Genomic DNA, 14,555 nt, shown 5'->3' with positions numbered 1-14,555 from the left:
ATGCAAGCGCGCAAACTGTCACGCAGTGACCGGCTGTCGAGAGGAGGTGAAGCAATTGTCATCGGAACATCAGGATTTCTCAAGGATTGCCGGCAGGATCAGGCGGGAATTTCTAAATTTCGCCAACAGTTACGCCAAGGCTGTAAAAGGCGGTGCGAGTGTGGCCGGGAAACAAATAATAGAAGCCGAAGAACAAGCGGGTCAAGCAACCGATATTCCTGCAGGCAAGCTAGTATCGGCTGTTAAAAGCGGCATCCAGCATGCCGGTGAACATATGATAAACTCGGGAGTGGAGTTCGTTAAACAAATGAAAAAGAAAAAATAAATGTATGGCTGACTCTCAGGGTAATATGGATCCCCTAATGGTCGATAACGCAAAAAGGTCATTTATTAAAATGAGCTTGCGTTGTTGACCGAAGGGGATTTTGGATAAAAACCGAACGGCCGCTCCCTGGTTGAATGCAAGGAAGCAGCCGCTGCATGAAGGTCTTTTACTTTACCGTTGACTGTTTGATAGGAGTGCGACCAGGGTTATTGTGCAGCTACATCATTATTTTTCTCCTTTTTGGCTTTGTTTCCCTCCTTCTTTGCCTTTTTTTCTTCCTTTCTTGCTTTCTTTTCTTCCTCTTTTTCTTCCTTCCCTTTCTCCTTTTTCGCCTTTTTTTCTTCCTTCTTGGCTTGTTTTTCTTTCTTCTTAGCTTGTTTTTCTTCCTTTTGCGCTTGTTTCTCCAGGCGCTGCTGCTCTTGTTCTTTTTCTTTTTCCTCTTTCCTTACTTGCTTTTCCGCTTGCTTCCGCTCTTTTTTCGTTGTTTCGTCACTCATGATTTATCCCTCCGATTTTATTATTGAAAACTTGTTTCAAACGATGTCTGACGATGTCAGGATTAAAATATTCAAGCATCTGAATTCCCGGTGCAAGTCCGAAATAAATCGCGTATTTCTTGTACGGGACTTTATTGCGCAGGTCGGGAAACCGAAGCTGAAGCGAATTTTGGAACAAATCGACCGCTTCTTCCTCGCTTTTAAGCCCGGAGTCAACTATCTTTCTGAACGTTTGCAGACCAATAGAGCTGATTGATTTTCCAATCCCCTCCTGCCGGTGCGCTATCTTCTCAAACAAAGTAGGCGGCACATGCTTCGAATCTACAAGAGCAATATTGTGAGATACAATAAAATGGCTCTTATCGCTTATCAGAATAGATTCCCTTATATAATACGGAGCGCCGGAGGACTCGCCCTGAGGATCGGCATGCTCTTCATTCATTTGCTCTTGCCGAATCACAGAGACGAGCATTTTTTCATTCAACAAAGTTTCCAGCATATCCGTCGTCCGTCCGTCCGTTTCCAGTAAAATATCGAATATCAATCCTTGCAAAAAATCCAATGCATACTGCGAGTCCTTGTCGATATTATTAATGTCTGTCATACACTCTCCCCCGTTGATTTCCCATCAATGATACAAGCCCGAATCGCGAAGCCCTTTCCAGAATGTGTTAAACTCGTCAATGTTAATTTGCTGCTTCGCATCTGAGAGCGCGACTTGCGGATTCGGATGCACCTCGACCATAATCCCGTCGGCACCCGCAGCAAGAGAAGCCTTCGCGCAAGAAAGCAGAATATCTTTGCGGCCGCTGGAATGGCTGACATCCACAAGCACCGGAAGATGTGTCTCCTGTTTCAATATCGGAACCGCGGAAATATCGAGCGTATTCCGGGTCCATTTTTCAAAGGTACGTATACCGCGCTCAATCAGCATGACCCGGTCATTACCGTTAAACAGGATATATTCCGCCGCAAAAATAAACTCCTCCAATGTAGCGGAGAGGCCGCGCTTCAGCAGTACGGGCTGTTTGGTTTGGCCGACGGCTTTCAGCAGTTCGAAGTTCTGCATGTTGCGGGCGCCAATCTGAATAATGTCGATATAGCGGGCCGCCGTATCGATTTGCGAAGGACTCATAATTTCGCTGATCGTCACCATTCCGGTTTCATCAGCCACTTCCTTCATAATTTTCAAGCCTTCTTCGCCCAGCCCTTGAAAGTCGTACGGAGATGTTCTCGGTTTGAACGCACCTCCGCGCAACAACGTAACGCCGGCTTTCTTCAATGCGGCCGCAACCGTCAATAGCTGGTCTTTGGATTCGATGGAGCAGGGACCGGCGACAACAACGTGCGAGGAGCCTCCGATTTCGGCACCCTTGACACGGATGATCGTATCCTCGCTCTTATGACGGCGACTAACGAGCAGCTTGCGGCCGGTCTCAGCATCCTTGTTCCCTTTCGGAATTGCCAGGTTATGGCCCGCGAGCTCGTTCAGCAATTGTTGGTCGCCAATCGGTTCCGCGTCCGACATGCCCTGGTTTTTCTTTTCTTGAACGATTTCACTGGACATGTGAGCCCGTTCGCTCAGCAAATGGAGCAATTGTCGGTTAATCCCGTCGTATTGAGATATTAATTGTTGCAATTTTTCGCTCATGACGAACACTCCCTCCTTTTCCTCCAATGACTGTAACCTTTTCCGCCCGCCGGACTCCTAGCCTTGTGCGGATGTACCGCCAACGAGCTTTTGGATGTATACCGGCTTTGTCGACGGAGCGTTATTTACAAGCCCGACACGATCGAGCAGCGTTGAGTCGGCAATAATTTCTGCGGTGACAGGCACCTGCAGCTTGCAAGATAATCGGGAACGGATCTCTTCTTCCGGCCATTGTCCGGAATCATGCGAATCTAGAAGAACATGCAGCCCTTTTTCTTGCTCCAACACCTTCCAAGCATCAGGAGCAGGAGACAGCGAGTACACGGCTTCTTGGATATCCAGGGCGTCCAGAATGGTACCGCCGAAACGGATTCGATCCTTGCTTCTGCCGTAATGCACCAGCTTGCCCGCCGTTCGGCCGCATGCACACAAGGAAGGCTCGACAGAGATAATGTCTTCATTAAAGTATCGCAGCAGAGGAGAACCCTGATGGGAAAGCGTTGTAATCGCCGCAAACCCTCTCTCTCCCTGAGCGGCAGGCCCTGAGCCGTCTTCACGCAGCACTTCCACGAAAAAATCCTGTTCCGCGATATGCATTGTGCCGTGTTCGCACATGACGGCAATATTGCCGGTTTCGGTCGAGCCATACATATTATATACAGGCACGCCCCACAGCTTTTCTATATGCTCCCTGCGCTTGCCGCTCATCAATTCGCCTGCGACGCAAATGGCCCGCAGCGCCGGGAAATCTTGGTTCGAAGCCGAACCGCTCAGACGCGCTGTCTCGGCCAGCAGTTCCATCTCGCGCGGGAGCCCCGCCAACACAGTGACGCGAAGACGCTTCATCAGATTCAGCACTCTGGGGTACGGCGTGACGACGGTACGTCCGCTCGCGGGAACGACGCCCGCTCCGCACTGCCATGCCGCCTGCTGCATTAAGAACGCGGGCAGTGCCAACGCGTACGGAAAACGAATCAGCACGAGATCCTCCGCTGTCAGGCGGACACCGCATTTTTTCAACTGTCTTCCGCCGATTCTCAGATCCTCCCGAGTGAACCAGGAAGCGGAGGGCTCTCCGGTCGTACCGGTTGATTCGTGGTATTGCGCAACCTCTTTCATGTCGACGGCAAGATGACCGAAAGTGCCGGCTTTCCGGAGATCTTCTTTTGTCGTCAACGGCAGTGTATGAATGCGGCTCAATCCAATGTTATTGAGGTTATATCCCGATAATTTTTCCTTGTACAGCGGGGACTTACCAAGGCGCACTAATAAATCCTTGAATTTTCCCTCCCACTCCCTATGGTTGCAGGTCATAACGGCACCTCCTCTCGGCTTGACACGGCGCATCCGGACTGCCGGAGCGAATCCGGAACCGCTTGTTCCCGGCCGTTTGTCCGGTCTAGTTGAATATTCGGGTCGCTTTGCCGAATGTACGAGGGATGTCGTGCCTGATTTCCACTTCGCAATCGATCCCGATCCGATCGGCCATATGCTTTCGGATTTTCGCAGCCAACTGCTCGTCGCTTAATTGGGTCCGAAACGGCTCGGCTTCAATCTTAAACACTCCTTGATTCAGCTTGAAGTGATACCACATGCCCACATCGGGGATTTCCAGCAGGAATTGTTCGAGCAGGAACGGCGAATAGTCATCATCACCCAGATGCAGCATGCTTTCCATTCTGCCTCTCAGGTGCAGGACGTCCATGGTGATGCCGCAAGCGCACTTGGATTTTTGCAAAAAGCCGATATCCCCGGAGCGGTAGCGCACCATCGGCATTCCTTCGCGCAGCAGCGTCGTCACGATGATTTCTCCGGTTTTGCCATAAGGAAGCCGTTCTTCCGTAACCGGATCGATGATCTCCACTTTTACATGTCCTTCCATCACGTGATATCCTTTGTGCTCACTGCATTCAACAGCGACGCCCCCGCATTCGGTCGAGCCGTAGAAGAACGATACTTCGCATCCCCACCATTTTTCCAGCCGTTCGCGGAAGGTGTAGGAGCAGCCTTCGCCGGTAAGCAAAATTTTCTTCAATCGGATGTCTTCGCCTATTTTTATACCGAACCGCTCGCTTTCTTCCGCCAAAAGCGCCGCATAGGAAGGGGTCGTAGCGAGAACCGTAGCTTGGTATTCCTTCATCAATTCCAGCGACTTATCGACGGGAGCCATGTATCCGCCTTTGCCGAGCGACAGTACCGCCGTTCCAAACGCAAATTGAAACAACCGCTGAAATCCAAGACCGGGCAGGGCAAACTCATACGGCAGCGCGATTGCCGCCACATCCACGTCAGACTCTTTATACAGTTCCAAATATTTCGGCAGCAAGTCGTATACATACTGGTCGGCTAACGTGTAGGAGGTATAAATCGGTTTCCCCGAAGTTCCGCTTGTGAGGTGAACCTGACCGATTTCTTTCGGATCAACGCACAGGATCTTCCGCTTATCTCCCCGTATAACGTCTTTCTTCAACAGCGGCACAGAAGTTAATTGCTCCAGATTGTCGATTTTCGGTTCCGTGAAGCCCGCTTCCTCCAGCTTCGAGCGGTAATACTCATTCCGGTTCCAGATATGGGCAAGCGTAGCGTTAATGGCTTTCAGTTGATAATCTTCTATCCGCTGCCGAGGCAGCTTTTCAATGGTTTTTCCTTCATCATCCAATTGCTTGTAAAAATGTTTGAATTGCTCCAAATGGGATGAATGCTCGTCAATGGAAACCGACATCTTATGGGATTGCAATTTCATAAAATTCCTCCTGTCCATTTTCACTGGAGACCTCCGGCATCGCCATTCGGCCTTGCCGGCTGGAAATCAGTACCGCATGCACGACTTGTACTTAATGGTAGACTACCAACAAATTCACAACAATCACCAGAAGCCTAATAACCTTACATAATGAGAAAATCGTTACAGATGGCGGTATGCGCCAGTCGATTGATCATTCCGGGCTCTCTTTGTACAGATAGTTATGGCATTTTAAAAAATCCAGAATCTGAGCAACGGATTCGCTTACCGTTTGCCTATCCGATTCTATGACGATCTCCTGCCGGACCGGAGGTTCATATGGTGCGGAAATGCCGGTAAACTGCAGAATTTCACCTGCTCTCGCTTTTTTGTACAGTCCCTTCGGATCGCGCCTTTCGCATTCGTCAAGCGAGCACTTGACATAAATCTCTATAAAATCTCCTTCGCGAAAAATTGACCGCGCCATGTCGCGATCCGCTCGATAAGGCGAAATGAGCGCTGTAACGGCCACAATTCCCGCATCTGCAAAAAGACGTGCCACTTCCGCGATTCGGCGAATATTCTCTTTGCGGTCTTCCGGGCTGAAACCGAGGTCTTTGTTCAAACCGTGACGAATGTTGTCGCCGTCCAGAACATAAGCAGGACAATTCAGACGATAAAGCGCCTTTTCAATTGCATAGGCTAAAGTTGATTTTCCCGACCCGGATAGTCCGGTCAACCACAACACACAGCTTTTGTGCCCATTCAGCCGGCAGCGGTCATCTTTTGCGATATGGGATGGGTGCCACGAAATGTTTCTTTCCGACAAGTTCTCGCCCTCCCCCACACTCCTTTTTCCCGATCACTCTATTTATGAAATGCAAGAAATACAGATTTGACTCAGACAAGTGTATATTCTTTATAAAATAAGCATTTCATCCAATCGCCGTCCGAAGATCCTACATATCGTAACAAATATGAAACTATCGGAATCATGAGGGAGGGACCATACTTGTGCTGCTATACGGATTGGAGAAAGATCAAGATTTTCAATATCTCGATACGAAGCTCCTGGTAAGCTGCCCGGCCAGCGGTCCGGATGAAGGAGGATTATTTTTACTTGATTTTAAACAGAATTGTTTGAAAAAGCTGTACACCGCCAACTGTATAGGAATGGCATGGGTAAATGACCGGCTCGTCGTTACGACCGGCGACAACCGGATCATTGCTTTTGACCGACAGTTTCAAATCATAGCCAAAACGAAACACCGGAAACTCGACTTTCATGGCGTCGCGAAGCTGAATGATAAGGTCGTACTTGTCGTGGAAACGGCGATCAATGCAATCGGCTGCTATGAGGTCGATACATTCATGCGAATAGGAGAAATTCGATTCAATCCGGCAGACAAAGATATTCATCATATCAACGACATTTGGTTGGAAGGAAATACTTTATACGTTTCGATGTTTTCTCCCTATGACAGATGGTACCTGGACCCGGTAAAAAAAACCGGCGGGATCGTCGCTATCGACTTGACCGGCTTTCACCTCCAAGAACGTACCGACGTAGACCCGGCGAATCATGTCGCCGTCAGCGGTCTGTATATGCCGCATACGGTTATGGTGCACAAAGGCCAACTTGCTTATTGCGACTCCATGTCGTTTTGCGCCGTTGCCGGAAACAAGACGAAGATTCAAGTGTCGGGCTTTACGCGCGGGCTTGCAATAACGGACGATACGGTCTTCATCGGACAGAGCAGAATGAGGCATGTTCTGCGAATACCGCATGAGTTCTCCAATTGCTGCCTGGACGGCGGAATCTATGTATACAGTCCCGAATTTAGAATCTCCCGTTTTGTATCGCTGCCTGCGCAACAGGTATACCAGATTCTCGTAATTCATCAGGACTTTCCATTGGGAGGCTAAGAGAAATGTCAAATGACAGCAAACTTAAGAAGGAATTCAAGGAAGCCAAAAAACTCCATAATAAAGGTGTAGACGGAGACAAAAAAGCGGTGAAACATGCAAACGAGGGGCTTACCAAGCTCCGCAAGGCAGATCCCGACAATGCGTTAATTGAAGCCTATTACGGCAGCTCTATGGCTCTATTGGCACGGGATGCCTCTAAACCTTTGGACAAAGCGGACAAAGCGCAAGAAGGACTGGATGCACTGAATCGGGCCGTTGACTTGGATCCGGACCACAAAGAAATTCGGCTGTTACGCGCGAACGTCTGTATGCGGCTGCCCGAATCTTTTTTTCATTGCTCGGAAACGGCGATCGAGGACTTCTCCTTCCTTCTTGACCGCTACAAAGAAGATTCCGACTATCTTGCCCCAAAGCTTGCTCGGGAAATACTGCAAAATCTGAGCACTGCCTACAAAAATGCCGGAAAACCGGACGAAGCGAATGCGGTCTCGCAGCAGCTCGCCCAAATGAAATTTAGAGAAAAATGACGGATAAAAATCACAACGCGCAGAAAGGAAGGAAACCATTGACAAACCTGGACCCAAAGAACATGGAAGTACCAACCGTGAGTGTGAGTGCTACATTGCCCGGTCAAAGGCCCGTTGATTCCGCCACATTCGCCGATAGGCTCGACCAGATCATCCTGACTTACAAGGAAGGCGTGGATGGCAGTGCAGCCGCCGTTCAGGAAGCCAATCGGCTGCTGGAGCAGCTGCGGCTGGATCATCCGGCCCAGCCTCTTGCCGACGCTTACCACGGCAGCACAATGATTTTAATCGCCCGGGATAAAACGAAGCCGCTGGAGAAGCTGAAATGGTCGAATAAAGGCTTGAAGCTTCTCGACAAAGCGGTAGCCGACGCTCCGCGGGACAGCCTGATCCGGCTGCTTCGCGGCAAGGCCTCGTACAATCTTCCGGAGAAGTTTTTCCACCGGACGAAGACGGCGATTGAAGATTATACTTTCGTTATCGATCAGGAGATAGGCCAAGAGGGCGTGCTTGAGGACGAAGGGGTATCACAACTACTCTATGAGCTCGGCGAAGCGTACTGCAGGATCGGCCGAAACCAGGACGCGGCGAAGTGCTGGAGAAGATTGGAGAATCAAACGCAAGATCCGGAAATGCAGCGGCTTGTTAAGCAAAAGCTGCAGTCTCTGGAAGGCAAACCGGCGGTTGAAAACATCAAAGCCACCGACAACTCCACATCGATAATGATATTCGCCACCCAAGTTGTCGGAACCGCACTCCAAGGCTGGGCGGAAAAGGAGCAGGAAAAAGAAGCTCGCCGGGAACGACACAGGAGGAGAAAGGAGCAGGAAAAGAAGAAAAAAAGTCGGCACTAGGAATCTGTCCGATGAAAGGAGGTGAGATCCATGTCCAGTTCTCGAAAACATCGCCACAGTCAACTTAGGCAGCAGACCAAACATCTATTCAAAACTGCTCTGACAAGCGGTGCTAACAATATCGGCAAAGAACTTCTGGAAGCGGTGAACGATGTAAATCAACCGTCCGATATTGTTTACGAAAAACTCTTCACTGCCCTGAAAACCGGCGCCTTTGCGGCCGGCCTAGAGCTTGTGAGGGAAGGATTTCGATCGCGTTGAAGAGATCAATTCGCCTGACATGGGCATATAGAAAGGCCTTAAGCCTGTTGAAGGCTTAGGGCCTTTTCGCGTCATCCTTATTCTATTCCCCGCTGCTTTCACCTTTTACACGCTGCAGCAATTCCGCCGCTTTTTCATTAAGCGGCTCGCGGGAGAGCGCCTCGTTCAACGCATCCACAGCCATGGCCGGATCATCCGTCTTCATGTAACATTCGGCGAGGGATACCCATACTTCAGCCTCGTCCATCCCTTGACCGATGCAGTAACGGAATTCATCGATCGCATCAAGAGCGCTTCCTCCAAGCATATCCGGCGTATTTAACAATCTGGCGCCGTTCATTCTTCTGGCGAGCGGCAGTGCCGGATCGATTTCGAGGGCCGCCGTAATCTCGTTTTCCAATGCCGAGAGCAGCTTGATTTTGTCCGTCATGCTCCAAACGGCTTCGATCAGACGTCCATATGCCGCAGCCAGCCAAGCGTGCGCTTCCGCGCTGCGGGGACCCAGCGCCACCGCCTCTTCGAACAATTTTCGCGATTCCTCGTACATGCACAGCTTAAACTTGGAGTACCCGCGATTAATCAAGTCGCGCAGCAGAATGGCGCTGATTGCTTCGGGACCGGCGGTTTCGGTTTCGCGCTTGCATATATAGACCGGATTGTTTTCCGATGCGTGGCGAGTGAGTTCATCCCGGTTTAGGAGCGCACCGACAGCGATCTCAACGGTTACCGGTACCTTGAGCATTTCGGACAGTGAAGCCTGAATCCCTTCCGCCGACCTTTCGGCATAATGCCGCGAATCAAAAACCATATGAAATCCGTTCTCCCGCTGAATCGCTTTCCAAGCTTCAGGCACGGGGGTCAACGAGTATATGGCGTCCTGGACGTCCTTTTCGTCCAACACGGCCTCTCCGAATTTAGTTCTATTCTCCAGCCGGCCGTAATGGACGAGCTTGCTTCCGGTTCGGCCGCAAGTGCACAAGCTGCGCTCGACGGAAATAACGTCTTCATTGAGATAGCGTAATAACGGCGAAGCTTGATGAGACAATGTCGTGACCGCAGCGATCCCTCTCACACCCGGCGCAGCGGGACCTGAGCCATCCTCCCTCAGCACTTCAACCGCAAAATCTTGCTCTGCGACGTGCATCACGCCATGCTCGCACATAGCGGCCATATTCGCAATCTCGGCGGAACCGTATATATGGAATACGGGTACCCCCCATTGCCGCTCTAAATGCTCCTTCCGCCGTTCGCCCAATAATTCTCCGGTTACGCAGATTGCCCGAAGAGACGGGAAATCCCCGCTTGGTTCCATGCCAAGCAAGCGCGCCGTCTCGGCCAACAATTCCATTTCCCGCGGGATTCCGGCCAGGACAGTGACGCCCAGGTGCTTTATGAGTTCAAGCACCCTGGAATAAGGCGCATTCGTGCTGCGCTCGCCCGCGGGAACGATTGTCGAACCCGCTTGATAGCAGGCTTGATGCATCAGGAATGCAGGGGCCGACAATCCATACGGAAACCGGATCAGCACAACGTCTTCCGCGTTCAAGCCGACGCCGCACTCTCTCATCCGTCTTCCGCCGGTTTCCAGATCCGCCTTCGTAAACCAAGCGGCTGACGGCTCACCGGTTGCGCCGAACGATTCGTGATATTGCGCCGCTTCTTTCCGGTCAACGGCAAGACAGCCGAAAGCGCCCGCCTTCCGGAGCTCGGCTTTTACAGTAATCGGCAATTCGCCGATCCGGTCCAATCCGACGTCCATCGTGCTCCATTCCGCCAATTTTTGCTTATACAAAGGCGAGTTCATTAAACGAACCAGTAATTCGCCAAATCTCCGCTCCCGCTCCTGCTTGTCGTTGGACATAAAAAACTCTCCCTTCATCCAATCCTGATGCTATGACGTTTTGCCGAACGTACAAAGCAATTCGCCGTGCTTGATTCCACATTTTATTCTGGAAAAAGTAAAAAAGTGTCCGCATATACCACTCTGTAGCCTCTTACTAACTAGCCGCGAACTGCTATGCAGGACATTCACTATGAAATTTAAAGCAAAGGACAAACAAAAGGAGCCTGAACTAGTCAGACCCCTTTGTTAAAACTACTGCTTTATTTGACTAAGCAATCTGTAAAGAACTACCGCCGCTTGCGCTCTTGATGTTTCTGCTTTAGGTACAAAATTACTTTCACTGGCTCCATTCATTAGATTTAGCCCAGATGCTATTTTAACATAAGGCTTGGCCCAGTCGCTGATACTTCCTTCGTCGGTATATGCTTCAAATGCGGCATAGACAGAATCCTTGTACCAGGAACCTGTGGTCTAACTTCTTTGTTTCCTCTAGCCCAGTTTCGCTAATCTCTTAAGCGCGTTCAACTCGGGTAAGCTGTGTACTCATGAATCAATCCCTTGAAAGTGCGAGACAATGTTAATAATACGTCACAACATTGACAGATGCCTATAGTTGTTTTATTATTTTTAATATCAATATTTGATTAGTCAAATATTATTTGTATCAAATAATTAAATGGGAAGGATGTAACCAATGGAACTACCAATCGAAGAAAATCGTGATCGACTCACGTACTGGCTATTTTTTGCTACTCGTTATGTAACGTCAATTTATGCGGAAGTGCTGCGAGCGCATTGTGAGACGCTCGGTAAGACCTATGTTGTTACACCGCCGCAATGGGGGGCATTGTCGCTTTTGCTTGTTCAAGATGGAGTAGCTATTGGGACTATGAGTCAGAATCGTGGTGTTGATGCATCGGCTGTAACAGGAATAGTTACAAGACTTGAACAAATGGGGCTGGTAGAGCGCCGTATGAATAAAGAAGACCGCCGTGTAATCAAAGTACATCTTACTGAGGAGGGGCTTGAGGTCTCAAAAGCTTTAGCAATAGTGGTAGAGCGATTTGAACATAATCTAAGAAATGGTTTTTTGGATGGAGAGATGGAGCGTTTTCTTGCTCACCTCCAGCAACTGATTACAAATGCTACTGAAATTAGTAAAGAATTGATATGACGTTGGATTAAGATTGGACGAATTAGCTCATTTTAAAATCATTATGAAATGAAGGGTGCCAAAGAGATGACACTTATGACCATTTTTGAACTTGTGAATGTATTTTTCGCAGGGATGCTGGCTGGAACTGAATTTATCATACATCACGGGGTACGAGGACCCTCGGAAGCATTGGACGATCATGCACAACTCCAGCTGCGTAAAGCACTTGTGCTAAAACTGCGTGTACTAGCTCCTGCTTTCTTTTTGCCTTCGTTTGCTTTAGGGATTGTCTTGACATGTTTAAACACGAATGAACCTGGTTTTGTGCTCCGCTGCGTCGCGGTTGCTGCTTTGCTTCTTTGGATCATAATAAGGGGGGTTGGAACTGTTCCAATCAATAGCGCTACACTTGATTGGAAACTCAGTGCCCCTCCAAAGGATTGGAAGGTTCAAGTTCAGCGAGCAGAGCGCTTTCATATTGCCGGGGTTTGGGCGTCAGTTTTAGCCTTTGCTTTGTTTCTGGTTACATTGGTACTCCGTCTAAATGGTTAAATCATCATAAGTCACGATTCGAACTGGGTAGTAAATATTGCTTACAGGCAGGGGGGAGGATAATTAATGACAATAGGAGCTATATCTTGTCATGAGATGGTTATGCGAACCTTCGCATCTGTCGAGGTGAAGGATCTGGAAGGATTAATAGAGGGGTTTACAGATGACGCAGTTGTTATTGACCCGCATTTTCCTATTCAAAAGATGATTGGAAAGCAAGCCATTAAGAAAGGATTCCAAGGAGCAATGAACAGTATGCGCTCTTTCGGATATACAGTTGTAAATTATTGCACGTCTGAGGATGGACAATGTGTGGCGGTAGAAACGTCAACGCACCATGTATTGAAACACGGAAAGAAACTAGATTTCTCCCAGGTCTTTATTTTTCAAATGGAAAACGGCTACATCAAGAGATTGCAAGCATATGAGCCTTATGGTCCGCATGGTTTAGTAGGAATGTTCTTATGGTTGGTCCGCCTTATCAAATGGTCTGCTTCCAGGGCCTGAGCTGCATTACGTGAAGGTGAGCTTGTAGAGATTACTTTGCTGAATAAGGACATTGAAGATGGTGTTACGATACACTGGCATGGCTTGGATGTACCAAATGCGGAGGATAGACTTGCAATAAAAGTATAAAATTTTCACAATTTTTTTATCCGCCCACCTTTGGTTCTAGGACAAAACGACTACTCTATGATGCTTCTCTACCTTAGCCCAAGTATTTCTTCCCAGAAAAAAAGAAAAACGTTCACCCAAGGGAGTGAACGTTTCAGCGGCGGCATTGTAAAAGTACTTACTTTTCTTGAATTTTGTTTAGGGTTTCCGAAGTTCTGTACTCCTTACTTGTTAATTTACCGCACCTGCCTCATGCTCTCAATCGTCACACAAATAACAAGCCAGCCTTTCTCCCGGATCAGCTGCGCGCCGCCAAAGATCGTTTCATCATCGGGATGCGCAACGACCATTAATTTATCGTAGCTCACTTTCCGCTCATCTCCCGCAGCTTTTGCTTATATATTCCGCTAATTTTATTAGCTACTATAGAAATCCCCATATTTCGTGCGATAATGTTTCTCAAGTCCTTGCGCCAAGACACTCTTTGACCTTTGGAGTGCAGACCGTTAAGAATCGCCTTGGTGATATGCTTTTCATCCATAGGCAAGTAACCTTACACCTTGATCCTTCAATATTTTCCTCCCCTTCGCCTGAATGGAGCCAAACAGACTAAATTCCTTCATTATTAATAAAGGATGAATGGAAGGGCCGGAAAGAAACGGCCTATGACCATGCTCTTGCAAAATGTACATTGATCCGCGGCCGCTGCTACCGCAGCCTATGTCGAGAGAATGCTTCGATTCCTGCGCAGCCGGCATTCGAAAACAAAACCGCACCCTTGGATTAGGGTACGGTCTTGGGAAAGCTGCCTTGCATAATTATCCGTTTGTTTCATCGCGCTTATTTGTTAATGGCAGCCAGGCCAGCACATCCTGGATCGTTTTATCCCAGAATGCCCAATCATGCTTGCCCGGCTCTTCCGCATATGTAAAATCCAGAGCGGATTGGCCGAACGCTTGTTTCAATTCGACATTATGATCATAAAGAAAATCTTCCGTCCCGCAAACCTGATAAAACTTAGGCCGTGCACCTTCCATTTTCTCGCACTGCCCGATTAAATGATACAGGTCATTTTCCGTTCCTTCCTGCGAACCTTCCCCGAAAATGAGCTTGAAGAGCTGCTCCCGGTGCATCGTTTCCCGAAATTTCGCAGTCGAGAAATTAGCGGTGGACAGCCCGGCGGCGGCGGCGAATTGATCGGGCTTGCTAAGCGCCCATTTGAACGCCCCGTATCCTCCCATGGATAGGCCGGCTACAAAATTATCTTCTCTCGCTTCGGACAAGGGGAAGAAAGAGCGGGCAATCACAGGCAGCTCCTCCATAAGGAAGGTGCTATACTGCCCTCCATAAACCATATTGGAGTAGAAGCTTAAATGAACCTGAGGCATCACGACGGCGAGTCCGAGCTCGGAAACGTACCGCTCGATCGAAGTGCGGCGCAGCCAGATGGTATCGTCGTCGGAGGCGCCGTGAAGCAGCCATAGTGTAGGGTGTTTATCCCTGTTCACGACGCCGTTCATGCCGATTTGCCCCCGGGTTTGCTGAGGCAGAATGACAGTCATCGAAGTGCTTAAACCAAGAACTTCCGAGAAAAAATTACATTGCAATAATGCCATTTGCATT

At 49.0% G+C, this 14,555-nt stretch carries 17 protein-coding genes and 2 pseudogenes; 9 read left to right on the top strand and 10 right to left on the bottom strand.

Annotated elements, in window-relative coordinates:
* The first annotated feature begins 55 nt into the window (after window positions 1-55).
* Complete coding sequence (locus AC6RNO_RS22655) at window positions 56-325, top strand: hypothetical protein (RefSeq protein WP_474682867.1); 270 nt, start codon at window positions 56-58, stop codon at window positions 323-325.
* A 206-nt stretch (window positions 326-531) separates the two neighbouring features.
* Here AC6RNO_RS22655 and AC6RNO_RS22650 read toward each other — a convergent pair whose 3' ends face one another.
* From AC6RNO_RS22650 to cysC, 6 genes are all read right to left on the bottom strand, one after another.
* The gene (locus tag AC6RNO_RS22650) at window positions 532-822 is read right to left on the bottom strand and encodes a hypothetical protein (RefSeq protein ID WP_474682866.1); all 291 of its coding nucleotides are present in this window, start codon (window positions 820-822) and stop codon (window positions 532-534) included.
* Complete coding sequence (locus AC6RNO_RS22645) at window positions 815-1,426, bottom strand: chorismate pyruvate-lyase family protein (RefSeq protein ID WP_488435720.1); 612 nt, start codon at window positions 1,424-1,426, stop codon at window positions 815-817. The genes AC6RNO_RS22650 and AC6RNO_RS22645 overlap by 8 nt, the downstream gene beginning before the upstream one ends.
* A gap of 24 nt (window positions 1,427-1,450) precedes the next feature.
* A complete protein-coding gene (locus tag AC6RNO_RS22640; RefSeq protein WP_497106852.1) occupies window positions 1,451-2,473 on the bottom strand; it encodes a bifunctional 3-deoxy-7-phosphoheptulonate synthase/chorismate mutase in 1,023 nt (340 codons plus the stop codon).
* A gap of 57 nt (window positions 2,474-2,530) precedes the next feature.
* Window positions 2,531-3,787, bottom strand: a complete 1,257-nt coding sequence (locus tag AC6RNO_RS22635; RefSeq protein WP_497106851.1) for an AMP-binding protein — start codon at window positions 3,785-3,787, stop codon at window positions 2,531-2,533.
* 85 nt (window positions 3,788-3,872) lie between these two features.
* Entirely contained in the window at window positions 3,873-5,216 is a 1,344-nt protein-coding gene (locus AC6RNO_RS22630) for a phenylacetate--CoA ligase family protein (RefSeq protein WP_488435723.1), read from the bottom strand.
* Between the two features lie 193 nt (window positions 5,217-5,409).
* Window positions 5,410-6,024 carry an adenylyl-sulfate kinase gene (gene cysC, locus AC6RNO_RS22625; protein WP_474682861.1) on the bottom strand — a complete coding sequence of 205 codons (615 nt, stop codon included), beginning with the start codon at window positions 6,022-6,024 and terminating at the stop codon, window positions 5,410-5,412.
* Between the two features lie 185 nt (window positions 6,025-6,209).
* On the opposite strand from cysC, the gene AC6RNO_RS22620 reads away from it, so the two are divergent.
* The 4 genes from AC6RNO_RS22620 to AC6RNO_RS22605 all read left to right on the top strand — a co-directional run bounded on the left by AC6RNO_RS22620 (window position 6,210) and on the right by AC6RNO_RS22605 (window position 8,766).
* On the top strand, window positions 6,210-7,121 hold the full coding sequence (locus tag AC6RNO_RS22620; protein WP_474682860.1) for a DUF4915 domain-containing protein: 912 nt from the start codon (window positions 6,210-6,212) through the stop codon (window positions 7,119-7,121).
* 5 nt (window positions 7,122-7,126) lie between these two features.
* Complete coding sequence (locus AC6RNO_RS22615) at window positions 7,127-7,651, top strand: hypothetical protein (protein ID WP_497106850.1); 525 nt, start codon at window positions 7,127-7,129, stop codon at window positions 7,649-7,651.
* A 77-nt stretch (window positions 7,652-7,728) separates the two neighbouring features.
* Window positions 7,729-8,505, top strand: coding sequence for a hypothetical protein (locus AC6RNO_RS22610; protein WP_497106849.1), 777 nt, complete (start codon window positions 7,729-7,731; stop codon window positions 8,503-8,505).
* Between the two features lie 30 nt (window positions 8,506-8,535).
* Window positions 8,536-8,766, top strand: coding sequence for a hypothetical protein (locus AC6RNO_RS22605; protein WP_497106848.1), 231 nt, complete (start codon window positions 8,536-8,538; stop codon window positions 8,764-8,766).
* 82 nt (window positions 8,767-8,848) lie between these two features.
* Here AC6RNO_RS22605 and AC6RNO_RS22600 read toward each other — a convergent pair whose 3' ends face one another.
* The gene (locus tag AC6RNO_RS22600; protein WP_497106847.1) at window positions 8,849-10,627 is read right to left on the bottom strand and encodes an AMP-binding protein; all 1,779 of its coding nucleotides are present in this window, start codon (window positions 10,625-10,627) and stop codon (window positions 8,849-8,851) included.
* 234 nt (window positions 10,628-10,861) lie between these two features.
* Window positions 10,862-11,020, bottom strand: a pseudogene (locus AC6RNO_RS22595) (S-layer homology domain-containing protein); the annotation flags it as partial.
* 283 nt (window positions 11,021-11,303) lie between these two features.
* Here AC6RNO_RS22595 and AC6RNO_RS22590 point away from each other — a divergent pair.
* The 4 genes and pseudogenes from AC6RNO_RS22590 to AC6RNO_RS22575 form a co-directional block, all read left to right on the top strand.
* Window positions 11,304-11,783 carry a MarR family transcriptional regulator gene (locus AC6RNO_RS22590; protein WP_497106846.1) on the top strand — a complete coding sequence of 160 codons (480 nt, stop codon included), beginning with the start codon at window positions 11,304-11,306 and terminating at the stop codon, window positions 11,781-11,783.
* 75 nt (window positions 11,784-11,858) lie between these two features.
* Window positions 11,859-12,317: a hypothetical protein gene (locus tag AC6RNO_RS22585; RefSeq protein WP_497106845.1), complete on the top strand. Its 459-nt coding sequence runs from the start codon at window positions 11,859-11,861 to the stop codon at window positions 12,315-12,317.
* A 66-nt stretch (window positions 12,318-12,383) separates the two neighbouring features.
* Entirely contained in the window at window positions 12,384-12,824 is a 441-nt protein-coding gene (locus AC6RNO_RS22580) for a nuclear transport factor 2 family protein (protein WP_497106844.1), read from the top strand.
* Window positions 12,802-12,941, top strand: a pseudogene (locus AC6RNO_RS22575) (multicopper oxidase domain-containing protein); the annotation flags it as partial. The gene AC6RNO_RS22580 and the pseudogene AC6RNO_RS22575, both read left to right, overlap by 23 nt.
* Before the next feature lie 227 nt (window positions 12,942-13,168).
* Here AC6RNO_RS22575 and AC6RNO_RS22570 read toward each other — a convergent pair.
* Both AC6RNO_RS22570 and AC6RNO_RS22565 read right to left on the bottom strand, forming a co-directional pair.
* A complete protein-coding gene (locus AC6RNO_RS22570) occupies window positions 13,169-13,300 on the bottom strand; it encodes a hypothetical protein (RefSeq protein ID WP_497106843.1) in 132 nt (43 codons plus the stop codon).
* A 450-nt stretch (window positions 13,301-13,750) separates the two neighbouring features.
* A complete protein-coding gene (locus AC6RNO_RS22565) occupies window positions 13,751-14,548 on the bottom strand; it encodes an alpha/beta hydrolase-fold protein (RefSeq protein WP_497106842.1) in 798 nt (265 codons plus the stop codon).
* Between the last annotated feature and the right edge of the window lie 7 nt (window positions 14,549-14,555).

Source organism: Paenibacillus sp. sgz302190 (genome assembly GCF_059820445.1).
Note: the sequence above shows the minus strand (reverse complement) of the source record. Positions and strands in the feature narration are given on the sequence as shown.